Origin of the sequence: Nocardia arseniciresistens, from assembly GCF_046764875.1 — a bacterium.
In the GTDB taxonomy this organism is placed as follows: Bacteria; Actinomycetota; Actinomycetes; order Mycobacteriales; family Mycobacteriaceae; genus Nocardia; species Nocardia arseniciresistens.
Genome location: NZ_JBKORD010000006.1, coordinates 67,532 through 89,760, shown reverse-complemented (window position 1 = coordinate 89,760; position 22,229 = coordinate 67,532). Strand labels below are relative to the sequence as shown.

Here is a 22,229-nt window from a genome sequence, read left to right as displayed (position 1 = left end):
GTTGAGTCTGTGAGCAGTGGCGCCATGCCGGCGGCAGCGGTGGACGGATCGGGCTTGTGGGCCCGGGCGTTCGCGGCGCTCTACGACCCTCTGCTGTGGGTGGGCGAGAGGGCGGGTATGGGCGCTCGTCGGCGAAATTTGGTCGGCCGTGCGAGGGGGCGGACTGTCGAGCTCGGCAGCGGTACCGGTCTTAACCTGGAGTACTACCCTGACGGCCTTGACGAGCTGATCTTGACCGAACCGGAGGCCGCGATGCGTACTCGGTTGACGCGAAGGCTGCGTCGCAGTCTACGTCGGGCACGTGTGGTCGACGCATCGGCGGAACAACTGCCGTTCGCGGACGAAACCGTGGATACGGTCGTCTCAACGCTCGTGTTGTGCACTGTCGATGACGCTGATCCGGTGTTGCGGGAGATCGGGCGCGTGTTGCGCCCCGGCGGCCAGTTGCTGTTTCTCGAGCATGTACGTTCCGAGTCGCCGCGACTTGCCGCTTGGCAAGACCGCCTCGCCGGCCCGTGGCGCCGGTTCGCAGAGGGCTGCCACTGCAACCGTGCAACCCTCGAGCTGATCCGGGCCTGCGGGCTGGAACTCAAAGACGTACAGGAAACGTCTTGGCGGGCAATGCCCCCGATTGTTCGACCGCTGATCACGGGTGCGGCCACCAAAAGCGAAATCTGACTGAAGCTGCGCCTCACTCGGCCGCGTACCGACGAACTGCCTCAACGGCCTGCCGGTGCTGTGTCGTCTACAGACAGGCAAGCCGATGACGTGGCAGGGGTCACGCATCGAGGCGTCGATGCTCTACTCCCGGTCGTTTACCGGTGAGGAGTTGAGCAGAGGGGCTCGCCGTCGTCGAACCCCGCGGTGTTACTGCGGTCGGGATTCGCGGGGCTGGTCCTCGGCTCTGCGTACACCGCCGTGATGGCCACCTTCGACACCCTCGTCGGTGGCTTCGGTTTCCGAGGCCTGCGATGCGGGTTGCTCGTCGGCTGGGGACGTGGTGGCGCCCCCGGAAGTGTCTTCGGGGGCAGGTGCTTTGAACTTCGAGTCGGTCACCGGGTGTACAGCGCCTGCGGTGTTGGCGCCGGTCCCTTCGCCCGCACTGGTGCCCGTAATGCCGCCTTCGGCACTTGTTCGGCGCCCTTCATAGGGAGGTATGGCCGGTTCCGCGTCTCCTGGAGGGGCGGTCCCGGTCGTGCCGATGTTTTCCTCCGCCGGGTTGTGGTCGCGAGTCGAGGTGACTTCTTCTTGATCGAACGTGCCGACTGGGCGGTCGGCCGTTCCGCCGCCGGGCTTATCCGACCCTGTGTCTCGTGAGCCTTTGGCTCCTCGTTCCGATTGGGGCTCTTCAGATAGATGTTTGCTGGACATAGGCTCCATCGTCTCCTCTAATAGAGCGCTGGATTATCGTCTCTGCATTTCAAGAGTGATGCTCGATTCAACCGCAGTCAAGCCATCGTGATGACGATATGACGACCAGATCGAGTCAGCGTGAACGACACGGCGGGGTGTTCGCTCGACGTCGTACTCAGTAATACATCTAGTACATTCATCAATGATTTTATGGCGGCAGGCGCAAGGTGATCCCATTCCGCCTCCGGCGACCTCGTCCGGCGGGGTATTGGCGGGGAGCCCGCCGTTTAGGGGCAGTCGATCATCATCACCTTGGGGACGTCGACCAGCCATTTCGACCAGCCAAGGCAGGCGACGAGAACGGTTTCACCTACGGCCTGCTGTACGCGAAGGAGAATGCACGCCACCGAGCACGCGCCAGAGTGTCGCGGCAGTTGCCGCCGGCGAATAGGTACGGGCCGCCGTCGGCGCCTCCTGGTCAGTAGTAATGGCGTCGGCCTCCGACGGCGCGTCCCATGGATCCCATCAGCAGTAGCACGAGCCCGACGACGAGCACCACGATTCCGATGGTCCAGAGGATCGGGATACCGAATATGAACCCAACGACAAGAAGGATGACTCCGAGAACGATCATGGCCAGCTACCTGGTTTCTCTTTATTCGAGGGGCCCGAGAACCCCCAGTGCTCCTATCCGATCGTGTGCGCAATGTCAGCACCAGTCACTGCGCGCACCCAACCACGACCACGGGAAGAACAAAGCCATGATGATCAACCCGATGTCCTGCATATTCCAGTAGACGCCTCAGGCCCATAGATGTACACCCCTGTTTTATCGAAGTCGCAGCTCAACAGTATTGCGACGATGTTTTCGGGTTCGGCTCCATTGGGCACACAGATCGGCCCGCTATGCGTGCACGGTATGCTCAGTGTGGCTCAATAGTCGGCTTCGCAGCCTGCTCGTCGAGCCTGCTTATCACTAGATCGCCGATGGCAGCGCTCAGGCATCGGTGTGGGTGTCGATGCGTTTCGACTGAACAGCGACCGTAGATCCCCGGCCGGTTTACCGACACGATTCCTCCGCCGCAGTCGCATATCCCCCGCGGACCAATTTATGAACGAAGACCCCGACCCAGGCCCAAGTGAGGCCCCCCGCACCGCCGACGAGGCGGAGCAGGCCCACAGCGACCTGGTCGCGCAACCCCACACCACCGACGAAGGCGGGCCCATCATTGCCGCGGAAGCTGCGGCGGTGCAGGCAAGTACGACGCAGAATCCGCTGGGGAAGCCGGGGCGTCGATTCGATCGGCGATCGCCGTTCATGGTCGGTTTGGCAGGCGCGGCGGGAGTGGCGGTCACCTACGGCGCGATCCAGGCGGTACTCGCCGCGAGTCAAGTGCTGGTACTGATCAGCATCGCGTTGTTTCTGGCGATAGGTCTCGAACCTGTCGTGTCGTGGCTGGTTCGACCATGGTTCCCGCGCTGGGCCGCGGTTACCGCGGTATTCGTGGTGGCGCTCGGCATGCTGGCAGGGTTCCTCGCGGCCGCGATACCTCCCTTGGTCACCCAAACCAGCGCGCTGATCGACAACGCTCCGGACTACGTCAACCATCTTGCGCAACGATATCCACTCATCGACACCCTCGACACTCGCTTCCATCTCCAGGACCGACTCCAGGAAGGGCTCGGGTCCGATCCTTCGAAGCTGGCGGGGGGTTTCCTCGGCGCGGGTCGGATCGTCTTCGGCATTGTCAGCGGCACAGTGATCGTCGCCGTGTTGACCGGCTATTTCATGGCCAATTTCGCGCAGGTTCGCGCGTCGATCTATCGGCTGTTTCCGCGCTCCCGCCGCCCACGGGCGATCTTGATCGGCGATGAGATCTTCGTGAAGGTCGGCGGCTACATCTTAGGGAATTTGGTCATTTCGGTGATCACCGCGGTGCTGACCTTCATTTGGCTGATGATCTTCGATGTGCCGTACCCGCTGCTACTGGCCGTCCTGGTCGCTGTCCTCGACTTGATCCCGGTGGTGGGCTCTACCCTGGCGGGGATCATCGTTGCCCTGGTCGCGCTCACCGTGTCGGTGCCCGTCACCGTGGCTACCGTCATTTTCTTCATCTTCCTGCGGTTGTTCGAGGACTACGCACTCGTGCCCAGAATTATCGGCAGAGCGGTGCGGGTGCCTCCGATCGTGACCGTGGTGTCGGTTCTGGTCGGTGGCGCATTGCTCGGGGTTGTCGGTGCGCTGCTCGCCATCCCGGTGGCTGCCGCTGTGCTGCTGATCGTCGATGAAACGGTGTTGCCGTCTTTGGACGAGCACTAGCATCAGCACGAAATATGCTGGCGGACAACGGGAATCGGCGCGCGTCGCCCTGGTCGTGCGCGTCGCGCTCGAGCGATGGCAGAAAAGCCATGCCGCGTCTACGACGAAACCATCGATCCGCGCCGCCCTTGATTTGGCCGCCGACGCTGCCGCGAGAGCGGCCGGATCGCAGCAGTGGACACCGAAGCCGTCGGCGCCTCGTGATCCTGCCCAGCTCAGGCCTGGTGATCCGCTGCGGCGGCAGACTTGGTCGGCCACAGCGCCATACGGTCGATGAGCCGGTCGCGCAGCACGAGGGTATGAAACAGGACTGCACTCATGTGAGCGGTGAAGGTCAAGAAGAGCACGAACGCGAGAATTGAGTGGCTGATTCGCAGCACGGCGTACAGGGTGATGTTGTGCGGTGCGATACCGGGAAGGTGGAGCGGCCCGAAGAGGATGATCGGGTAGCGGGCCGCCGCGAGCATTGCCCAGCCGATCAGGGGTTGCGCGAGCAGTAGCGCGTACAGCAGATATTCCGACCACGTCGCGATCTTGCGTTCCCGGCGGCCCATCGTGGCCAGGAATGGCGGCGGCCGATGCGTGAGTCGATTCACCAACCGCACTACCGCGAAAACGAGGATCGTGATGCCGAGCGGTCGGTGGATGGCCAGCAGCAGGGGGTAGTAGCTCAGCGACGCCACCATGGTGACGCCGAGGAGCAGTTGGGCGATGACCATTGCCGCCATCGACCAGTGCAACAGTCTCGAAGGAAGGGTGAAGCGGCCGGGCTTATCGCTCATCGCGCACCTGGACGATGTTGACCTCGCTGGGTCGCTTGGGCTCAGCGGCGCGGCGGGTGAATGAGCGGGCGTAGACGGCAGAGCGCGCGCTCAGCAGCGGATCGTCGGATACCGCGATGCCGTCGGGTAATACGGTCGGGTCGAAGTTGATGTCGCGTGCGTTTCCTGCGGCCTCGGTCTGGACTGCGTTGATCGTGATGGTGCCGGCGTCGATCGTGGGCCGTGAATCCGGCCACCGCTTGGTGGCATCGTTGGTCGGGTCCTCGGGGCCGCCGATGGTCAGGATCAACCGCCAGCTCAGCGGGCCGCGCGCCACCGCGTCGATCAGGGCTTCGAACAGGTAGTCGTTCTGTGCCGACGGCGGGGTACCGGTGGGCTGACCGTTTTGTAGCGGGACTGCCACCCAGCGGACGGGAGCGGTGGCGCCCGTGTCGTTGGTGAAATGAAACGCGTTGAGCCCGTGAAAGGTGCTGTTGGCGAACCCCGAGCTGGGCGAGGACTGGTTGATAATCTTCATGGCGGCGGCGGACTCGGGGTGGCGGGCCAAAAACGCGGCCATCAGCTGCGGGTCGGGCTTGCCGGTTGCCGGCACCGGCTTGGCGGCGAGTAGTCGTTCGTAGAATCCCTGCGGTGTGCTGTCGACGAAGACCGGGATATTTACCATCGCGGTGCGCCACTGTCGGCCACCTGGCAGCAAGAACAGCAGTGCCAGGCCGCGAACTATGTCCGGTTTGTCGGGCTGATCGGGCAGTCCGCCGGAAAGCGAAAACCGGCCGATCACCGGAAACGTCCCGGCTTTGAACACCGTCGCCTTGCACACCGCGGTACCGGCACCGTTGCTTTGGAAGGTCCCGCTGGCGCTGAGGCCCTTGGCATGGTTGCGCCGGAAACCGTCGTGATGCCCGTACACATGTTCGAACCGGTCCACGAACCGCGCAGGTGTCAGCGCGTCGGGCCGCAGCCAGCCGCCCGCGAAGGCAAATGCACCGACGTCCACCGCGGCGACACCGGCCACCGCCGTCATCCCCAACAGCGCACTTCGCCGGGTGAGCGTGGCCCTGTTCAGCCACCGATCCGGTGCGGGATCCGCACCGGGGTCGGGCTGCGCGTCCGACTCGTCCCGCTGGCCGGAATCATTGCTGCCCTGCACTCGCCACCTTGCCTTTCCATCGCCTGCGCCACTGGTATCGACACCCGAGCGGTTCACCCGTCGCGGGCGATCGTCCGGCGCTCGTTGCCAGCGGCGCGCCTCAGGTTGACGCGGCTGTGATCAGGACCTGGCCGCGTGGACACCTTTGTGTGCGTGAACGTCGTGTTCGACTCGGTCACCCAGGCTGGTGTCGACGTTGCGCAGGTATTCGAAGACACGTTTCAGGACCGGCTCGGTCACGCCGGCCAGCAGGTGGCTCACGATGTTGTCGACGAGGCGATCGCGTGCTGCAGCATCCATCACGGTGCGGACGAGGGTTCCCGCTTGGCCCCAATCGTCGTCTTCGCTGTGTCGTTCATAGGCGGTACGCATGATGTCGCCGTCTGTGTACCAACTGGGGGGCGGGTAGTGCTCGCTGTCGGCGCGCGGTCCGCCCTTGGAATTGGGTGCGTAGACCGGGTCGGTGCGGTTCTGGATCCGCATCACCCCGTCTTTGCTGTAGGTGTGCACGGGCACGACCGGTGCGTTGACGGGGATCTGCTCGTAGTTCACGCCCAGCCGGGCTCGGTGTGCGTCGGCGTAGGAGAACAGGCGCGCCAGCAGCATCCGGTCCGGGCTCGGCCCGATACCCGGGACCAGATTGTTGGGCTGGAAGGCAGCCTGCTCGATCTGCGTGTGATTGTCGACCGGGTTGCGGTCCAGGGTCAGCCGTCCGACCTCGATGAGTGGGTAGTCGCCGTGCGGCCACACCTTGGTCAGGTCGAACGGGTTGAACCGATAGCCTGCGGCATCATCGAAGGGCATGATCTGCACAAACAGCGTCCAGCTCGGGTGCTCGCCGCGCTCGATTGCCTCGTACAAATCACGGGTGTGGTAATCGGGGTCGGTCCCGGCAAGCAGGTCGGCCTCGGTCTGGGTGTAGCACTGGATGCCCTGATCCGTCTTGAATTGATACTTCACCCAGAACCGCTCGCCCGTGGCGTTGATCCACATGTAGGCATGCGAGCTGTAGCCGTTCATGTGCCGCCACGTGCGCGGTATCCCGCGGTCGCCCATCAGCCAGATCACCTGGTGCGCGGTTTCGGGCAGCAGCGTCCAGAAGTCCCACTGCATGTCGTTATCGCGCAGGTTGTTGTCGGCACGGCGCTTCTGCGAACGGATGAAATGCTGGAAGTGCAGCGGGTCCTTCACGAAGAAGATCGGCGTGGCGTTGCCGACCATGTCGTAGTTGCCTTCGCTGGTGTAGAACTTCAGCGCGAACCCGCGCAGGTCCCGCACTGTGTCGGGGTATCCGCGCTCCCCGGCCACTTGTGAGAATCTGGCCACCGATCTGGTCGAGGTGCCCGGCTGGAACACCGCCGCTTTGGTATATGCACTGAGGTCACGGGTGACCTCGAACCGGCCGAACGCGCCGCTGCCCTTGGCATGGGGCTGACGCTCTGTGATCCGCTCCCGATTGAATTGAGCCATCTGCTCGATCAGATAGGCATCCTGCAGCAGAATCGGGCCTCCGGGACCGACCGTCAGCGAGAACTCGTCGCTTTCAACCGGAATACCCGAATCCGTTGTCAGTTTCGACTGTGAGGTATTCATCTCCCTACCTCCGATGTGTGTGGAAATCCGGGGCAGTGACCGAGCGCGGCGAACCTGCAGCTCACAAATCGACACACCGTCGAGGCATCACGCCGCGCAACGTATAAATCGCCGATCATCCCCAGTGCTTCGAGCGCCGAAAACACCGTTACACCCGCACCGCTCTGCGGAAAAAATCCTACTCTTCCGCCAATCAGACCGAGGGCTCGTCAGTGAGATCACCGCGGTAGCGGGTCGCGGGTGGCCGGCGGCCATCGGGCGTCGCCGACTGGAAGCGACACCGTCCGGTGTCGATGCGTGATCGGGCCTGGCCGATCGAAACACTTTCCGCCGCCACAAGCCGCCGCTGCGTTGACCGCTACCGCACCCCTGGAACGAGCCGCCGAACCACCACCGGCACCAAACCAGCACGCGACACAGTCGTCACACACTGTCTTCGGCACCCTCCGCCCATGTCACGGCACTTCGGACTTGCTCGTCTAGGCGGAACTCATGCGAACGAGAATGCATGGACGGGTCGGTGTCAGGGCGCTGTTCTAGCACCTTGGAGGGGGTGAGCTCGCCCGCGACGAACAGGCCGCCACGGGCAATCGAGAGGACCAGGTCGGGCTCGAATCCGTCGTCGGCGATCTCGGTCGCCGGCTCCCGACTCGCCGACCCGAACAATTCCCAGGTCAGCACTTCCCGATCCGCCATTGGATGCTCCATCTCGATCGATCCGCTGTGCAACGAGCATATGAGCGGCTGATCGTGCCCGGGCTGCCTTTGCCCGGGTGGTGCGGGTCGCGGGTCGCGGGTCGGTCCGATCTCACGAAGCCTCGGCTGAGGTGGATAGTGTGGGTGGATGCGGATCTTTCTGGCGGGCGCGACCGGTGTCATCGGAGTTCGACTGCTGCCGTTGCTGGTCGCGGCGGGACATGAGGTAGCCGGCATGACTCGATCGGAGTCGAAGGCCGATCAGGTGCGCGCGGCGGGTGGGCAGCCGGTGGTCTGCGATGTCTACGATTCGGCCGAGTTGACCGCCGCGGTAGTCGAGTTCGGTCCGGACCTGGTGATGCATCAGCTCACCGATCTGCCCGACGATGCCGCACTGCTGCCGGAGCTGGCGGGCGCGAATGCGCGGATCCGCACCGAGGGGACACGGAATCTGGTAGCCGCGGCGCGAGACGCGGGCGCGAGACGTTTTCTCGCACAGAGCATTGCGTGGGAGCCCACCGCCGGGCGCGGCGAAGTGATCCGCGATCACGAGGCCGCGGTGCTCGCTGCCGACGGTGTGGTCGTCGAGTACGGCCAGTTCTATGGCCCTGGAACGTATTACGAGACCGAAGTACCCGCCGGGCCCCGGGTGCATATCGACACCGCCGCCGCGCGCACGGTGGAGCTGCTCGAGGCGGACAGCGGCGTCGTTGTGGTTGTCGACTGACCTATTGCGTGGCGGCCAGTTTCGCGGCGAACTCGTAGTCGCGTTGCCAGTCGGGCCCGGTCGGGGCGAAGATCAGTCGTTCGACTCCGGCCCGCCCATACTGCGCCACCTGCTCGGCGGCCTGCCCGAAATCGGCCGACAACGACGGTGCGACAACGGTTACCGCGGGAGTGGGTCGGCCGTGTGGTGCGGTGAGCTCCCGGAGTTCGGCGATCTCCCCGACGATCTGATCCGGTTCGGTTTGCAGGGTGATCCATCCGTCGCCATAGGCCGCGGCGCGACGTCGCGCTCGATTGCTGTTGCCCGCCACCAATACCGGCGGCATTGCCGATCCCGGCGTCAGCGTGACCTCGAGGCCGTCGGGCAAGGTCGTCGGCTCACCGGCGACCAGACTCGGCAGCACCCGCAATGCCTCGTCGGTCCGCCGCCCTCGATCCTCGAACGACAGACCGGCCGCGCGCCATCCGATGTCGCCGTGTGCCGGATTGCCGGTGCCGACGCCGAGCATGAGTCGATTGCCCGACACATATTGCAACGAGCTGATCTGCTTGGCCGCCCATGCCGTCGGGCGCAACGCGAGGAGTAGGACGTTGTATCCGATCAGAATCCGATCGGTCACCGCGGCCGCGGTCGCCAATGTCACGGTGCTGTCCAGCATTGCCGCGCTCGCGATGAGATGGTCTGTGGACCACACTGATTCGAGCCCGACCTCTTCGGCGAATCGCGCGCTTGCCCGCACATCACCCAGGATCGGGTGTCGTGGATCGGGGGTAGAAGTAGGCAGGATCACGCCAACAGCAACGGTCATATTGTTCATCCATCCGTTCTCGTTTGTCTGCCTCCAACGCTAAGGGCCGCGGGTGAGTGTTCCAATGGCTGGAAGGCTCAGCGTTATGCCTGAGACGCTCACCTTCGGGCACATTCGCGTGCGCGGCTGGCGCGGATCGCCCTGATCAGCGCCTATATTGACGCATGGGGCGACGGGCGCCCTCATCGACCGGAGGAGATCAGGGTGCGCAGGATGGTTTTCGTTGGGTCAGTCGTCGCGACGCTCGCGGCGGTGTCGGGGGGCGCGACGTCGGCGGCTCGAGTTCCTGACGAGGGTGCGGTGACGGTGCAAGCGGTTACCGGTTTGGATCGAATTCCAGTGACCGGGGTGGTGACGGGCGTGACGAGCTGCGCCGCAGGGCCGGTGCTCGCCACGCTGACCACCGGCGGCGACGGCACCGTGACCAGCAGCTTTCCCGATGGGTGCTATCAAGTCGAGGTCACGGCGGTTCCGTCGGGCTGTCAGCTTGCCAGCGACGCCTACGCGCAGGTGACCGTCGCCCCTGACGTCACTCCGGTCGCCGAATTTTGGTTCCGCTGCGCATGAGCTGGATCATCGTCGTTGCAGCATGATGTGCAGTCCGTCTTTCGGACGAGGGAGAGATGTTCTGTCCCAATGTAATTCATAGTTCGGCGGAACGGTCCATTCGAACTGTCGCAGTAGTTGATGCATGAAGGCCTTGACCTGCATGCCGCCGAAGTACTGACCGATGCATTTGTGGGCGCCCGCGCCGAAGGGCACCCAGGCGTGCTTGTGGATCTTGTCCTCACGGCGTTCGTCGGAGAATCGTCCTGGGTCGAAGCGTTCCGGATCGGGCCAGTATTCGTGCATGTGATGGGTGAACTGGGGCATCACCGTGACGAACGTGCCCGCGGGAATGAAGTGGCCGAGTACTTCGGTGTCGGTCACCGCGGAGCGCGGGATGCTGGGCAGGGGAGCGAGCAGACGCAGCGATTCCTTCATGACGAGGTCGAGTGAAGTGAGCTGTTCCTGGCCGTTGTAGTCGAGCACCTCGGTGCCGAGCGCCGCGCTCTCGGCACGGCAACGTTGCTGCCACTCAGGATGTTTGGCGAGATAGTACATCATCGTGGACATGGTGATGGTTGTGGTGTCGTGTGCGGCCATCAGCAGGAAGATCATGTGGTTGACCACGTCGTCATCGGTGAAGCTCTGCCCGTCGTCGGAGCGCGCGTGACACAGAGCGCTGAACAGATCGTCGCCACCGGCCGCACGCTTGGCGGGCAACTGCTTTCGCAGTAGCCGCTCGAGTACCTTCCTGCCGTGCAACCCGCGCGACCACCGTAGCCCTGGCACCGGGAAGCGAAGGTAGGCGGTGCCGCCGCGGACACAGTCGATGAAAGCCTGATTCACCGTGTCGGACTCGTCGCCGAGTGCCGCGCCCATGAAAGTTCGTGTCGCGATATCGAGGGTGACCTGTTTGATGGCCGGATAGCCGCGGAACGAGCTCGAGGCGGCCCAGTCTGCCAAGCCTCGCTCGATGATCGGGTTCATGGCGTCGAGATAGCCCGTCAAGCGGGAGCGGGTGAAGGCCTGCATCATGATCCGCTTGTGGTGCAGGTGTTCCTCGAAATCGAGCAGCATGATGCCGCGCCGGAAGAACGGCCCGATCAGGTAATCCCATGCTGGTCCGCTGCCGAATGCCTTGTCCCGGTTGGTCATCGGAATATCCCAGGCGTCCGGCCCGAGCAGGACGACGACCTGTCTGCCGAAACCCGTTGTCCACGACACCGGCCCGTAACGGGTGTAGCGTTCGCGTGCCCACTGCTCCGGGTGATGCAGCATCGCATAGCTTTCACCGATGATCGGCATACCGCGCGATCCGGCGATGGCCTTCAGGCCGCTGCTGCTCGGTGGCGCGGTCGGCGGGCTGATCAAGAAGGTCGACATCGTTCCTCCACGGCGAGGGGCGAAAGCTGACTGTGATCCATGTCAACTTTGGTTAAAGTGTGAACTTGACATGACTGTGTGTCAAGATTGCGGGCGTGACGTCGGTTGTCCGCCCCTTCAGGGGAGTCAGCGCCGAGGATCGGCTGGCGCAACGCCGGGCCGACCTCATCGAAGCGGGCTTCGACGAGGTCGGCGCGCACGGCGTCGTGAAGCTGACGATGACGTCGGTGTGTGAGCGAGCCGGACTGACCCAGCGCTATTTCTACGAGCAGTTCAACAGCAAGGAAGACTTACTCGTCGCGCTGTTCGACACCATGTTCGAGGAGTTCTTCGCGCTGGCGCGCACCGCGGTCGAAGCGCAGCCGCAGGATCTGTTCCTGCGGGCCCGTGCCGCGATGGAGGTCTTCGTCGACTATTTCACCGACGACAAGCGCAGGGCCCGACTGTTCACCGAGGCCATCGGCAATGAGGTCGCCGCGCCACGCAAGGCCGAGTCCGTCCGCCTGTTCGCCGAATACACCGCCGAACAGGCGGAGATTGTGCACGGCCCCTTCACCGGCCGCAAACGCACCCGCCTATTGCTCGCCGCGCACATCATCGTCGGCGGCCAGGCGGACGCGGCAGCGCAATGGCTCAGTGGCGCAATAGATCTCCCGCGTGAGGAATACATCGAAGAGCTCGCGCACCTGTTCGTCGCCGCGGTTGACGCCGCACGCAACGACGCAGGCCACCCCTAGAAACTCCCCGCGCTATCGCGACGACGCCGGTCGCCGCGGCGTGCGCGCGCCCAGGTTTCGATCGCCGGTGGTCGATCGCATCGTTATCGTGCGAGCGCGCGGCGAGCGTAGGCGCGGACGTCGGCGTCGGTGTCGTCGACGGCCTGTTTCAAGGCGTCGTGTGCGGATCCGTTATCGGGCCAGGTGGTCAGCGACAGCACGGCCGCCTTGCGGACATCGAGGTGCGGGTCGAGCAGTGCTTCGGTGAGCGTGGGCACCGCGGTGGCGGGGTCGGCGCCCGCCAGTCCACGGGCCGCGCCTACCCGGACCTGCCATGCGGACTGCCCGAGTGCTCCGGCGAGGATCGGGGTGTCGTCGTGGGAGACGCCGAGGCTCGCGAACGCCGCCAATGCGGCGGCGCGCACCAGGGGATCGTGGTCCGAGGTCAGCGCACGCACGGTGTCGGAGCCTTCCGCGGCGATGGCCGCGATACCGTGTGCCACGGCGATGCGGACTTCGCGGTTCTCGTCGGCGGCGGCCGAGGCGACGCCGTGCCAGTCGTCGAGCGATACCAGCGCCCGAACTGCCTCGATCCGCACCCGATGGTCGGTATCGGTCAGTGCCGCAGCGAATTGCGGGGCGGAACCGGAGCGAAGGGCGCGCAGCAGGTCGATGACGGTCGCGCGCACGACGGGATCGGGCGAATCGAGCCGATCGGACAATCCGTCCGCCGCGGGTAGTACCTCGACGAGTTCACGCAAGCTGTCGGTCGCCGCGCGTCGCACCGATGCCGCCGCGTCGTCGAGCGCGTCGATCAGTATCGCGGCGAAACCGTCGGGGGTATTCTCCGTCAGTACAGCCAGCGCGGCCACTCGGACACCCGCGTCCTCGTCGGACAGGTAGGACGAGAGTTCCCGCACCGTAGGCGAATCCAAGGCGAGCAGCGTCACGAGCCGAGGCGATGGCGGTTCGACCGATTCGCGGACCGTGCGCGGGCTCTCGGCGGGTGCTCGGCCACCGACGAGCTCCGGCTGCTGCACCGGAACAATGGTGGTGTCGGTCGAGGGGAGGTCGTCGAAACCGGGCACCGGAACCAGGTACGGCGCGACAGGGCGCTTCAGGAATTCCATCGCGCCGTCAGCATTCTTACGCAGGTTGAGGTGATAGCGCCACTCGGTGTCGTCGCGTTCGGGGAGGTCGGCCCGTTCGTGGTAGAGGCCCCACCGTGATTCGGTGCGGGTGAGCGAACTGCGTGCCGCCATTTCGGCGCAGTCGCGGATGAACGACACCTCCACCGCGCGCATCAGTTCGTGCGCCGAGCGTGCGCCGATGTCGGCGATCTCGCCGCGCATCCGCTCGAAGGTCTCCACGGCGATGGAGAGTTTCGCCGCCGTCTTCGGTGGGGCCACATAGTCGTTCACGAAGCGGCGCAGTTTGTATTCGACCTGCGGCTGCGGTGGGCCGTCCGGTTGGCGCAGCGGGCGGTAGACGAGCTCGTGGGCCTCGGCGAGCTGGGATTCGGGGAGTTCCTCGGGCGCTGCGACCTCGGGGAGGGTCGAGGCGGCGTGCGCGCCTGCCAGATCACCGAAGACAAACGCGCCGATCATGTAGTTGTGTGGCACGCAGGCCAGGTCACCCGCCGCGTAGAGGCCGGGGACCGTGGTCCTCGCATGCTCGTCCACCCAGACGCCGGAGGCGGAATGTCCACCGCACAAGCCGATTTCGGAGATGTGCATTTCGATGTCGTGGGTGCGGTAGTCATGGCCGCGGTTGGCGTGGAAGGTGCCGCGGGTGGGGCGTTCGGTGGTGTGCAGGATGCCTTCGAGGGTGGAAAGGGTCTCATCGGGCAGGTGCGAAACCTTCAGATAGATGGGCCCGCGCGCGGATTCGATCTCGCGTTTCACCTCGGACATCATCTGGCCCGACCAATAGTCGGAGTCGACGAAACGTTCACCCGCGGCGTTCACCTGGTAGCCGCCGAACGGGTTGGCGACGTACGCGCAGGCGGGACCGTTGTAATCCTTGATCAGCGGGTTGATCTGGAAGCATTCGATGCCGCTGAGCTCGGCGCCCGCGTGGTAGGCCATCGAGTATCCGTCGCCCGCGTTCGTCGGGTTCTCGTAGGTGCCGTACAGGTAGCCGGAGGCAGGCAGGCCCAACCGGCCCGACGGACCGGTCGCCAGAATGACCGCTTTGGCGGCGACCGCGACGAATTCGCCGGTGCGCGTGTTCAATGCGGCGGCGCCGACCGCGCGGCCCTGCGAGGTGAGCACCCGGACCGGCATCAGCCGATTCTCGATCCGGATCTTTTCGCGCATCTTGCGCTGGCGCAGCACGCGATACAGCGCCTTCTTCACGTCCTTGCCCTCGGGCATCGGCAGCACATAGGAGCCGGACCGGTGCACGCGTCGTACCGCGTACTCGCCGTACTCGTCCTTCTCGAACTTCACGCCGTAGCGTTCGAGCCGCTGCACCATCGCGAAACCGCGGGTCGCGGTCTGATAGATGGTGCGCTGGTTGACGATTCCGTCATTGGCCCTGGTGATCTCGGCGACGTAGTCCTCCGGTTCGGCCTTGCCGGGGATGACCGCGTTGTTCACCCCGTCCATGCCCATCGCCAAGGCGCCCGAGTGTCGCACGTGCGCCTTCTCGAGCAGTAGTACATTCGCGCCCTGCTCCGCGGCGGTCAGTGCGGCCATCGTTCCGGCGGTGCCGCCGCCGATGACCAGCACGTCGCAGTCCAGCCGGATTCGATCCGACAGCTCTGGGACCTGTAGCGGTGCTAGCGGATTCGCGGCGTCTGCAAGGCTCACAATGTCTCCAGGATTTCGGCCTTCACGGACCTGCGGTCCACGGCTTCGCGCGGGTCGGGCACCTCGACGACTGCGCGCAGCGCACCGTCGCCGAGGACCGCGATGCGGTCGCCGAGCAGCAGTGCCTCGTCGAGGTCGTGGGTGACGAACACGATGGTGGTCGGATGGGCGCGCCAGGTGTCGATCAGTAAGCGCTGCATGGTGGTTCGGGTCTGGGTGTCCAGCGCGCCGAAGGGCTCGTCCATCAGGACCGAGCGTGGCTCGCCCGCGAGGCTGCGCGCCAACTGGACTCGCTGGCGCATGCCGCCGGACAGGTCGCGGGGGAGGTAGTCGGCGTAGCCGGTGAGCCCGATTTCCTCGACCCACCGCTGCGCGGTCGCCTTGCGTTCGCCGCGAGGAACCTTCCGCAATTGCAATGCCAGTTCGATGTTCTGGCGTGCGGTGCGCCACGGCAGCAGTGCGTCGTCCTGGAATACCAGGGCGCGATCGGCCGACGGCGTGGTAACTGTCGCGCCGTCGGCCAGGATGGCTCCGGCCTCCGGCGTACGCAGTCCAGCGATGGCGCGCAGCAATGTCGACTTGCCGCAGCCGGATTTGCCGACCACGACCAGGATTTCGCCGGAGGCGATGGTGAGATCGAGGTGCTCGATCACCGTCTTGCTGCCATAACTGATCCGAATACCGTCCAGGGCCAGACGCATTCCGGTCACGGCTGCCGTGGGCTGTGTGGCGGAAGGTGTTGTGGTGGTTGTCATCGGGAGTGTGGCGCGGATACTCCCCGGTTCACGGGGAGAGGAAGCGCCATCCTCCTTTCAGGGGTGGGGTCGCGGAAATGTGTCAGTGGTTCCGGCAAGTAGGAGAAGCGTTAATTGGATACCTCCCGTGGCAGCCAGCGGGTGATTCTGCGTCCTGCGAGTTCGACGATGCCGGAGGTGCAGAAGCCGAGGATGCCGATGGTGATCATGCCGACGAACACCGCCGGGTAGTCGACGATGGTGTACGCCTGCCAGGTTCGGTAGCCGATGCCGAGCCGCCCGGAAATCATTTCGGCGGAGATGAGGCAGATCCACGCCACCCCCATGCCGACCGACAAACCGCTGAACACCCCGGGCAGGATGCCGGGAAAGACAACGCGCACAAGGACATCGGTGCGTGAAGCGCCGAGGGTGCGCAGTGCGTCCTCCCAGATGGTCGGCAGCGCGCGCACCGCGTGCCTGGTGCTGACCAGCACGGGGAACAGGGACGCGGTGAAGGTGATGAAGACGATCCCGGACTCGTCGCTGGGGAACAGCAGGATCGCCACCGGTACCAGCGCGATCGCCGGGATCGGGCGGGCCAGTTCGGTGAGCGGTCCGAAGATCGCGGCGAGCAGCCCGGAGCGTCCGAGTCCGATGCCCGCGATGACGCCGATCACGGCCGCGAGACCGAATCCGGTCAGAATTCTGATCAGCGACTGTGCGATATCCACGAAGTACTGGTTCTTCTGGAACTGCCGACCGAACTCGGCGACGATGTCGGTGACGGTGGGCAGCACGTCGAAGCGCAGCCAGAGCCGCACGTTGTTGGCGGTGAGTAGTTGCCACAGTCCGATCGCGACCGCGACCGATACCACCTGGATCAGGCGGATGCGCCATGCGGAGTTCCTCGGCGGCTTGGCGGTTTCACCTTTTTCGGCCGTGGCGGGTCCGACAAGGGCCGCGGTGCTCATGGCCGCGCCTCGCTCGGTTTCGACTCCATCCTGGGGCACAGAACACTCATCCGCGGACCTCCGTGACGGCCTGGTCGTAGGCGACCGGCACTGCGGTGGTGTGCGCATGTCGGTAGCGCTGTGCGGCGGCGGATGTGGTGAACGGCAGGAACTTATCGCCCTCGCGCAACCAGACCGCCTTGTCGGCAAACCATCTCGTGCCGAGTTCGGCATCTGGGACGTACGCCGCGCGGATCACCTTGCCCTGCGCCTTCGCGACCTGGACCGCGCGCAGCAGGCAGGTCGGGTCGGCGGCGGGTTGCGGACGGTCGGCGCCCTCGACCCACAGTTCACCCGCCTGCGGCGAATCTTCCACGGCGCGAGCGCAGATCGGGTCGGTGCCGGTGACTCGGGTCGGGTTGGCGGTGGCGGCGAGCGCCTGGTCGTAGTCGCCCTGGCCGGTCTCGGCGAACGCTTTGCGCAGTGGTGCGGGATCGACGAACCTGTCGATATCGAGTTCGGCGAAGTCGCCGATCGACTTCAGGTACTGCACATCGCCTTTCAGCGCATCGACAAGGCTCGGCTTGATCGTGGTGTCGAAAGATGTACCGCCGGGGCCGTTGTAGAGGTACACGACCTCCTGTGGCAGCCCGGAGCCGTCGGCGACGATCCCGGCGGCATCGAAGGGCTTCTCGCGAAGGAACGTGGTCGCGTCGAGCTGTGCGGCGAGGAATGCTTGCAGGACCTCAGGGTGGTCGGCGGTATACGTGCGCCGTGCGACTACGCCGTGAAAGGTGGGTACGCCGAGTTCCGCACCGTCGTAGAGCAATTTGGCCTTATTCTGGAATACCAGCAGTCCCGGCCATGCCACGAACTGCGCGAGCGCGCCGACCTGGTGCGATTCCAGCGAGGTCGCACCGATCTGGGGCTGCTGGTTGAGCACCTCCACACCCTTGGCCGGGTCGACGCCCGCGCGCGACAGTGCCTGTACCAGGGTGCCGTGGCCGGCGGAACCGACACTCGCCGAAACCTTCTGCCCGGCCAGGTCCGCGATGCTCGCGGCCGTCGAATCTTGGGGCACCACAACCATATTGAGTGAACCCTTGGGCTGGTACCCGGTTACCGACACCAGCGCGGTCTTCGCTCGCTCGTTGGCCTGTGTTCGAGATCCGTTGATCAGCAACGGATAGTCGCCCATCGAGCCGATATCGATCTTCTCGGCGAGCATCTGCGCGGTGATGGGCGCACCGGTGTCGTAGTCCTGCCACTCCACCTGATACTTGGCGCCGCCATTATCGGTGATCTTCTGTAGTCGCTGCTCGAGGTAGCCCTGAGCTTTCAGCAGGGTGCCCGCGGTGACGGTGTTGATGGTCTTGGACTGGTAGCCGACCACGACCTTGACGGTCCCGGCTGCGGTGTTGTCCGAGTTTTGCAGTGAGCAGCCCGCGGCGGCGAGCACGAGGGCAAGGACGAGGGGAGCGAGGCGTTTCGTCATGGGAACTTCCGGATTCGGCGCGAGAGCGGTTCAGCGAAGCAGGTAGGGCATATTGACGGTGACGGCCCCGGTGGGGCATCGCGCCGCGCACGGGCCGCAGTACCAGCACTCGTCCACATGCATGAAGGCCTTGCCGTTTTCGGGATTGATCGCCAACGAATCGAGCGGGCAGATCTCCACGCACAGCGTGCAGCCCTGGATGCACAGCGACTCATCGATGGTGACCGGGATATCGGTGCGCTGATTCGCGAGTGCCATCAGATGACCTTCCATTCTGGGGTGCTACGGATTAGGCTGCCGCGCATAGTGATTCGGTCCCCGCGCATCCGGATGTACTCCAGATCGACGGGTCGACCGTCCTCGAGGCGGGTCAGCCGTTCGAGCATCAGCAGTGCCGCGCCCTCAGGGGCTTCGAGCGTCGCCGCGGTGTGTGAGTCGGCGGTGATGGCCTCGAGTGCGAGATCGGCCGAGCCGAGCGGACCACCGCTGATCTGTTCGATGAGAACGAAAATATCGTTGGTCTCCAGGTCGTGACCGAGGACCTCGGTCCCGATATCCGGCGCGAGATAGGTCAGATCGAGGCTCAGCGGCAGGTCAGCCAGATACCGCAGCCGCTCGATGTAGACAACGCGCTCACCGGGGTCCAGGCGCAGCTTCCGTGCGACCGCGGGCGGTGCGGTGACGTGCATCGCCGCGCGCACCTCGTTACGCACCGTGCCGTGCCCCTTGAGCGTCTCCTGCAACCCGAGCAGCGCATCGAGCCCGTGGTCGTATTTGCGGTTGGTCACCCGGGTGCCGACCTTCGGCACCCGATCGATCAGCCCCTCGTCCTTGAGTAACGCCAACGCCTCGCGCACCGTATTTCGTGAGGCATCGAATTCCGCGACGAGCTGCTGCTCACTCGGCAGCACCTCATCGAACGCGGCCGAGTGAATCTGGTGACGCAGCACATCGGCCACCCGGCGCGCCTGGTCGGCACGCAACCGTCGCACCGGTATCGGTTCGGCTCCCACCTCCGCCACCTTTCTATCGCTGACCTGCATAGACAGCGACGATAGTTGGCGGGCGCTCGCTCGGATCCCGCCGCGAATCCAGCGCAATTCAGGGGATGTTATTTCGCCGCCGATCCCCGGCTGTGACCTGGGGAAACAGGTCATTCTGCAGTCATTACGCCACCTCGGTCGACGGCCGCGGGTTCCGATCACGCAGATTCGAATGCCGAGCATCGGGGCTGATTTCAGCGGAAGCACGTGGGGGAGGTGGCGTGACGGCGGGTGTGCTTCGATCGGGTGATGACGGACAACACCGAGACACAGCGCGTCGTGACCGCAAGCCGGGAAATCGCCGTCGGGGCGGAACAAGTCTTCGAGCTGGTAGCCGACCCCTCGCAGCAGCCTCGATGGGATGGGAACGACAATTTGGCACAGGCCCCGACCGGACAACGCGTGCACGGCGTGGGCGATGTGTTCACCATGACCATCACCAACGGCGCGGTTCGAGACAATCATGTGGTGGAGTTCGTAGAGGGTCGCCGTATCGCGTGGCTGCCCGCGGAGCCGGGCCAGGAACCGCCGGGGCATCTGTGGCGCTGGGAGTTGGATGCGTTGGGCGAGAACAGGACTCGGGTCACCCACACCTACGAATGGTCACGGTTGACCGACGAGAAGCGCTTGCCACGCGCACGGGCGACGACCGCTGACAAGCTCCAGGCTTCTCTCGACAGACTGGCTGACCTCGCTGAGCGCTCCTGACCCGGACTGCCCCGCCTGGTGCGGCCCCGCATTGCGCACCTCGCCTTCGCTCAGCTACCGAGATACCGGCAAATCGGTGCCGAAATGCTGTGAATCCGCGTCGGTGAGGCGCAGTATGTCTCTGTGGAGTTGACAGCCGTGCGTATCGAAAAACCGGACGATCTCAACGTCATCATCGGACAGGCCCACTTCATCAAAACCGTCGAGGACCTGCACGAGGCGCTGGTCGGGATCGGTCCCCACCTGCGGTTCGGGGTGGCATTCTGCGAGGCATCCGGGCCGCGCCTTGTCCGCCACTCGGGCAACGACGATGATCTGGTCGAGCTCGCCACGAAGAACGCGGTCGCAGTCGGGGCGGGACACTCGTTCATCGTCTTCTTACGTGAGGGATACCCGGTAAATGTGCTCAATGCGGTCAAGCATGTTCCGGAAGTCTGCGGAATCTTCTGTGCCACAGCGAATCCCGTGGAAGTGTTGATTGCCGAGACCGAGCTGGGTAGGGGAATCGTCGGAGTGGTCGATGGGCCAGCGCCGCTGGGCATAGAAAACGCCGACGATGAGGCAGACCGCAGACAGCTACTCCGTCAGATCGGCTACAAGTTGTAGAAGCCCGTCCGGTGCGGCTCCGCATTGCGCGCACGCGCAGAGTGGAGGAGGGTAGGGAGTCCGGTGGCGCCACCGGTGCGCCGCCCTGACCAGGGCAGGAGTGGCCCATGTACGCACGTTCAAGCACAATTGCGGCCCGGCTGTCGTCGATCGACAGCGGGATCGCATACCTCCGTGATGAAGTGATGCCGAGTATGTCCGAGATCGAGGGCTGGGTCGGTATGTCGTTGATGGCCGAGCGAACATCAGGGCGCTGCATCGCCGCAACCGCGTGGGAAACCGAGGCTGCGATGCAGGCCAGCAGAGGGCGGGTCCAATCACTGCGTGGTGATTTGGCCCAGGCCCTCGGCGGCCAGGTCGAGTTGGTCGAAGAATGGGAAATCGCGGTCATGCACCGCGACCACCCCGCCGACTTCGGCGCGTGCGCACGATGCACATGGGTGCAGAGCGATCCAGGCAAGATCGACCGGCTGATCGACACCTTCAAGATGGGAGTGCTGCCGGAAGCCGAGATGATCAACGGTTTTTGCAGCGCCAGTCTGTTCATCGACCGCGCGACCAGCCGAGCCGTGGCCTCGACCGTCTGGGCAAGCCCCGAAGCGATGGACAACAGCCGCGAACAGACCGATCGCCTCAGAAAAGCGGCAACCGGCCGGGCGGGCGCCAACGTGCTCGAGGTGGCGGAGTTCGAGCTCGCCTTCGCTCATCTGCGCGTGCCCGAGATGGCCTGACGCAGCGCTCGACCGTCTGAACGGTGAACGCGGCATCGGCTGGGTATGCCGATGCCGCGTTCACCGATGCCGTCGTGGACCACCTTCGCCCTAGGTTCGCCGCCGCTCCGCTGCCGGAGGACCACCCGTCCATTTGGCATCGTCAAATCCGTTGCGCAATGACTGCGGAGAGCGTCGCCGCGCCGGAGACCGTCGAGGTGGCGGAGGTCGACATGACACGTTCGCTGAGCAGCTGCGGACCCGACGAAGGATGCACGCAAGAACGTAGACTCTCCGAGGTCAGTTCGTCTCGAGCCGAGGAGCATGGCAGCTACATGAGCGCCACTTCCAAAAGCCCATTCCCCCTGCTCCAACCGGCATCCACCTTCGAAGCGGACGCGATCACCGGCAACGACTGGTCAGCATTCTGTAACCTGCCCACACTGCACGACCACTGGACCATGAAGCCGTGGTCTCCCGGGCAGGCGGGCTACTACTGGTACATCACCTTCGACGACCGGAGGCTGCGTGATCTGGTGGCGCAGTGTCAGGCCACGCTCGCACACGACGGCATCGACCCCGTGCCGCTGGATGGTTTGCACCTGACACTCCTCAATGTGGGCAAGGTAGACAAGGTCTCGGCCGACCAGCTGTCGGGTGTCGTCACCGCGGTGCGCGCCAGCATGGCCGAAGTGAAACCGTTCGACCTCAGCGTTGGTCCGTTGGCCGGATCCCGGAGTGCGGTGCGGTTTTCCGTCACACCGTGGGACGCGCTGCTCGATGTCCACCAGCGGGTGCGGGAAGCAACCGCCGCCTATCAGCCGTCGAGCCGACTCGCGCAAACCTCCGAGTTCCGGCCGCACCTTGGCGTCGGCTATATCAACCGGACACAGGGCGCTGCCCCGCTGATCGAAGACGTCGCGGCCCTGCGCGACCTTCCCGCGGCCGAGGTCCGCATCGACGCAATCCATCTGGTCGAGCTGCGCAGGCACGGTCGCCAATACCGTTGGGATGACCGCGCAGTCGTCGCGCTCGGCGGCTGATCTACAACTTCCTATTCGCTGAGCAACTGCGACGTACAGAGCCAGACGAC

22 protein-coding genes are annotated in these 22,229 nt (G+C 64.8%); 9 read left to right on the top strand and 13 right to left on the bottom strand.

Going from position 1 to position 22,229, the window contains the following annotated elements; genetic code table 11:
- The first annotated feature begins 9 nt into the window (after nt 1–9).
- Nucleotides 10–678, top strand: coding sequence for a class I SAM-dependent methyltransferase (locus ACLMAJ_RS12395; protein ID WP_412013769.1), 669 nt, complete (start codon nt 10–12; stop codon nt 676–678).
- A 1,153-nt stretch (nt 679–1,831) separates the two neighbouring features.
- Here ACLMAJ_RS12395 and ACLMAJ_RS12390 read toward each other — a convergent pair.
- Nucleotides 1,832–1,987, bottom strand: coding sequence for a DUF6131 family protein (locus tag ACLMAJ_RS12390; RefSeq protein ID WP_412013768.1), 156 nt, complete (start codon nt 1,985–1,987; stop codon nt 1,832–1,834).
- Between the two features lie 477 nt (nt 1,988–2,464).
- Between ACLMAJ_RS12390 and ACLMAJ_RS12385 the strand changes: the two genes are divergently transcribed.
- On the top strand, nt 2,465–3,673 hold the full coding sequence (locus tag ACLMAJ_RS12385) for an AI-2E family transporter (RefSeq protein WP_412013767.1): 1,209 nt from the start codon (nt 2,465–2,467) through the stop codon (nt 3,671–3,673).
- Nucleotides 3,674–3,888: 215 nt separating this feature from the next.
- Here ACLMAJ_RS12385 and ACLMAJ_RS12380 read toward each other — a convergent pair whose 3' ends face one another.
- The 4 genes from ACLMAJ_RS12380 to ACLMAJ_RS38070 form a co-directional block, all read right to left on the bottom strand.
- Nucleotides 3,889–4,455, bottom strand: coding sequence for a cytochrome b (locus tag ACLMAJ_RS12380; RefSeq protein WP_412013766.1), 567 nt, complete (start codon nt 4,453–4,455; stop codon nt 3,889–3,891).
- Nucleotides 4,445–5,479, bottom strand: a complete 1,035-nt coding sequence (locus ACLMAJ_RS12375) for a catalase family peroxidase (RefSeq protein ID WP_412014067.1) — start codon at nt 5,477–5,479, stop codon at nt 4,445–4,447. Before ACLMAJ_RS12375 ends, ACLMAJ_RS12380 begins: the two co-directional genes overlap by 11 nt.
- A 246-nt stretch (nt 5,480–5,725) precedes the next feature.
- The gene (locus ACLMAJ_RS12370) at nt 5,726–7,198 is read right to left on the bottom strand and encodes a catalase (RefSeq protein WP_412013765.1); all 1,473 of its coding nucleotides are present in this window, start codon (nt 7,196–7,198) and stop codon (nt 5,726–5,728) included.
- A gap of 423 nt (nt 7,199–7,621) precedes the next feature.
- Nucleotides 7,622–7,894, bottom strand: a complete 273-nt coding sequence (locus ACLMAJ_RS38070; RefSeq protein WP_479725030.1) for a hypothetical protein — start codon at nt 7,892–7,894, stop codon at nt 7,622–7,624.
- 148 nt (nt 7,895–8,042) lie between these two features.
- Between ACLMAJ_RS38070 and ACLMAJ_RS12360 the strand changes: the two genes are divergently transcribed.
- Nucleotides 8,043–8,621 (top strand): NAD(P)H-binding protein, encoded by a 579-nt coding sequence (locus ACLMAJ_RS12360; protein WP_412013764.1) that lies wholly within the window; start codon nt 8,043–8,045, stop codon nt 8,619–8,621.
- A 1-nt stretch (nt 8,622) separates the two neighbouring features.
- Here the strand turns inward: ACLMAJ_RS12360 and ACLMAJ_RS12355 are convergent, their stop codons facing one another.
- Nucleotides 8,623–9,429, bottom strand: coding sequence for an LLM class flavin-dependent oxidoreductase (locus tag ACLMAJ_RS12355; RefSeq protein ID WP_412013763.1), 807 nt, complete (start codon nt 9,427–9,429; stop codon nt 8,623–8,625).
- Between the two features lie 213 nt (nt 9,430–9,642).
- Between ACLMAJ_RS12355 and ACLMAJ_RS12350 the strand changes: the two genes are divergently transcribed.
- Entirely contained in the window at nt 9,643–9,996 is a 354-nt protein-coding gene (locus ACLMAJ_RS12350; protein WP_412013762.1) for a hypothetical protein, read from the top strand.
- 6 nt (nt 9,997–10,002) lie between these two features.
- Here ACLMAJ_RS12350 and ACLMAJ_RS12345 read toward each other — a convergent pair whose 3' ends face one another.
- Nucleotides 10,003–11,358, bottom strand: coding sequence for a cytochrome P450 (locus ACLMAJ_RS12345; RefSeq protein WP_412013761.1), 1,356 nt, complete (start codon nt 11,356–11,358; stop codon nt 10,003–10,005).
- A 95-nt stretch (nt 11,359–11,453) separates the two neighbouring features.
- Between ACLMAJ_RS12345 and ACLMAJ_RS12340 the strand changes: the two genes are divergently transcribed.
- On the top strand, nt 11,454–12,095 hold the full coding sequence (locus ACLMAJ_RS12340; RefSeq protein ID WP_412013760.1) for a TetR/AcrR family transcriptional regulator: 642 nt from the start codon (nt 11,454–11,456) through the stop codon (nt 12,093–12,095).
- 83 nt (nt 12,096–12,178) lie between these two features.
- Here the strand turns inward: ACLMAJ_RS12340 and ACLMAJ_RS12335 are convergent, their stop codons facing one another.
- The 6 genes from ACLMAJ_RS12335 to ACLMAJ_RS12310 all read right to left on the bottom strand — a co-directional run bounded on the left by ACLMAJ_RS12335 (nt 12,179) and on the right by ACLMAJ_RS12310 (nt 19,112).
- Nucleotides 12,179–14,887 (bottom strand): fumarate reductase/succinate dehydrogenase flavoprotein subunit, encoded by a 2,709-nt coding sequence (locus ACLMAJ_RS12335; protein ID WP_412013759.1) that lies wholly within the window; start codon nt 14,885–14,887, stop codon nt 12,179–12,181.
- A complete protein-coding gene (locus ACLMAJ_RS12330) occupies nt 14,884–15,597 on the bottom strand; it encodes an ABC transporter ATP-binding protein (RefSeq protein WP_412014065.1) in 714 nt (237 codons plus the stop codon). Before ACLMAJ_RS12330 ends, ACLMAJ_RS12335 begins: the two co-directional genes overlap by 4 nt.
- A gap of 155 nt (nt 15,598–15,752) precedes the next feature.
- Nucleotides 15,753–16,595, bottom strand: a complete 843-nt coding sequence (locus ACLMAJ_RS12325; RefSeq protein ID WP_412013758.1) for an ABC transporter permease — start codon at nt 16,593–16,595, stop codon at nt 15,753–15,755.
- Between the two features lie 46 nt (nt 16,596–16,641).
- Nucleotides 16,642–18,069 (bottom strand): ABC transporter substrate-binding protein, encoded by a 1,428-nt coding sequence (locus tag ACLMAJ_RS12320; protein WP_412013757.1) that lies wholly within the window; start codon nt 18,067–18,069, stop codon nt 16,642–16,644.
- Nucleotides 18,070–18,099: 30 nt separating this feature from the next.
- On the bottom strand, nt 18,100–18,327 hold the full coding sequence (locus ACLMAJ_RS12315) for a 4Fe-4S dicluster domain-containing protein (RefSeq protein WP_040689749.1): 228 nt from the start codon (nt 18,325–18,327) through the stop codon (nt 18,100–18,102).
- Entirely contained in the window at nt 18,327–19,112 is a 786-nt protein-coding gene (locus ACLMAJ_RS12310) for a GntR family transcriptional regulator (protein ID WP_412013756.1), read from the bottom strand. Before ACLMAJ_RS12310 ends, ACLMAJ_RS12315 begins: the two co-directional genes overlap by 1 nt.
- 249 nt (nt 19,113–19,361) lie before the next feature.
- Between ACLMAJ_RS12310 and ACLMAJ_RS12305 the strand changes: the two genes are divergently transcribed.
- The 4 genes from ACLMAJ_RS12305 (at nt 19,362) to ACLMAJ_RS12290 (ending at nt 22,179) form a co-directional block, all read left to right on the top strand.
- Nucleotides 19,362–19,820, top strand: coding sequence for an SRPBCC family protein (locus tag ACLMAJ_RS12305; RefSeq protein ID WP_412013755.1), 459 nt, complete (start codon nt 19,362–19,364; stop codon nt 19,818–19,820).
- Between the two features lie 123 nt (nt 19,821–19,943).
- Nucleotides 19,944–20,426, top strand: coding sequence for an adenosine-specific kinase (locus ACLMAJ_RS12300; RefSeq protein ID WP_412013754.1), 483 nt, complete (start codon nt 19,944–19,946; stop codon nt 20,424–20,426).
- Nucleotides 20,427–20,533: 107 nt separating this feature from the next.
- Nucleotides 20,534–21,157, top strand: coding sequence for a hypothetical protein (locus tag ACLMAJ_RS12295; RefSeq protein WP_412013752.1), 624 nt, complete (start codon nt 20,534–20,536; stop codon nt 21,155–21,157).
- A 314-nt stretch (nt 21,158–21,471) separates the two neighbouring features.
- A complete protein-coding gene (locus tag ACLMAJ_RS12290) occupies nt 21,472–22,179 on the top strand; it encodes a 2'-5' RNA ligase family protein (RefSeq protein ID WP_412013751.1) in 708 nt (235 codons plus the stop codon).
- The last annotated feature ends 50 nt before the right edge of the window (nt 22,180–22,229 follow it).

Bases quoted from the DNA above. Each gene is read 5' to 3' on its own strand.
- ACLMAJ_RS12390 (WP_412013768.1), bottom strand. From the start codon at position 1,987: ATGATCGTTCTCGGAGTCATCCTTCTTGTCGTTGGGTTCATATTCGGT.
- ACLMAJ_RS12385 (WP_412013767.1), top strand. From the start codon at position 2,465: ATGAACGAAGACCCCGACCCAGGCCCAAGTGAGGCCCCCCGCACCGCC.
- ACLMAJ_RS12380 (WP_412013766.1), bottom strand. From the start codon at position 4,455: ATGAGCGATAAGCCCGGCCGCTTCACCCTTCCTTCGAGACTGTTGCAC.
- ACLMAJ_RS12375 (WP_412014067.1), bottom strand. From the start codon at position 5,479: ATGACGGCGGTGGCCGGTGTCGCCGCGGTGGACGTCGGTGCATTTGCC.
- ACLMAJ_RS12370 (WP_412013765.1), bottom strand. From the start codon at position 7,198: ATGAATACCTCACAGTCGAAACTGACAACGGATTCGGGTATTCCGGTT.
- ACLMAJ_RS38070 (WP_479725030.1), bottom strand. From the start codon at position 7,894: ATGGCGGATCGGGAAGTGCTGACCTGGGAATTGTTCGGGTCGGCGAGT.
- ACLMAJ_RS12360 (WP_412013764.1), top strand. From the start codon at position 8,043: ATGCGGATCTTTCTGGCGGGCGCGACCGGTGTCATCGGAGTTCGACTG.
- ACLMAJ_RS12355 (WP_412013763.1), bottom strand. From the start codon at position 9,429: ATGACCGTTGCTGTTGGCGTGATCCTGCCTACTTCTACCCCCGATCCA.
- ACLMAJ_RS12350 (WP_412013762.1), top strand. From the start codon at position 9,643: ATGGTTTTCGTTGGGTCAGTCGTCGCGACGCTCGCGGCGGTGTCGGGG.
- ACLMAJ_RS12345 (WP_412013761.1), bottom strand. From the start codon at position 11,358: ATGTCGACCTTCTTGATCAGCCCGCCGACCGCGCCACCGAGCAGCAGC.
- ACLMAJ_RS12325 (WP_412013758.1), bottom strand. From the start codon at position 16,595: ATGAGCACCGCGGCCCTTGTCGGACCCGCCACGGCCGAAAAAGGTGAA.
- ACLMAJ_RS12320 (WP_412013757.1), bottom strand. From the start codon at position 18,069: ATGACGAAACGCCTCGCTCCCCTCGTCCTTGCCCTCGTGCTCGCCGCC.
- ACLMAJ_RS12315 (WP_040689749.1), bottom strand. From the start codon at position 18,327: ATGGCACTCGCGAATCAGCGCACCGATATCCCGGTCACCATCGATGAG.
- ACLMAJ_RS12310 (WP_412013756.1), bottom strand. From the start codon at position 19,112: ATGCAGGTCAGCGATAGAAAGGTGGCGGAGGTGGGAGCCGAACCGATA.
- ACLMAJ_RS12305 (WP_412013755.1), top strand. From the start codon at position 19,362: ATGACGGACAACACCGAGACACAGCGCGTCGTGACCGCAAGCCGGGAA.
- ACLMAJ_RS12295 (WP_412013752.1), top strand. From the start codon at position 20,534: ATGTACGCACGTTCAAGCACAATTGCGGCCCGGCTGTCGTCGATCGAC.
- ACLMAJ_RS12290 (WP_412013751.1), top strand. From the start codon at position 21,472: ATGAGCGCCACTTCCAAAAGCCCATTCCCCCTGCTCCAACCGGCATCC.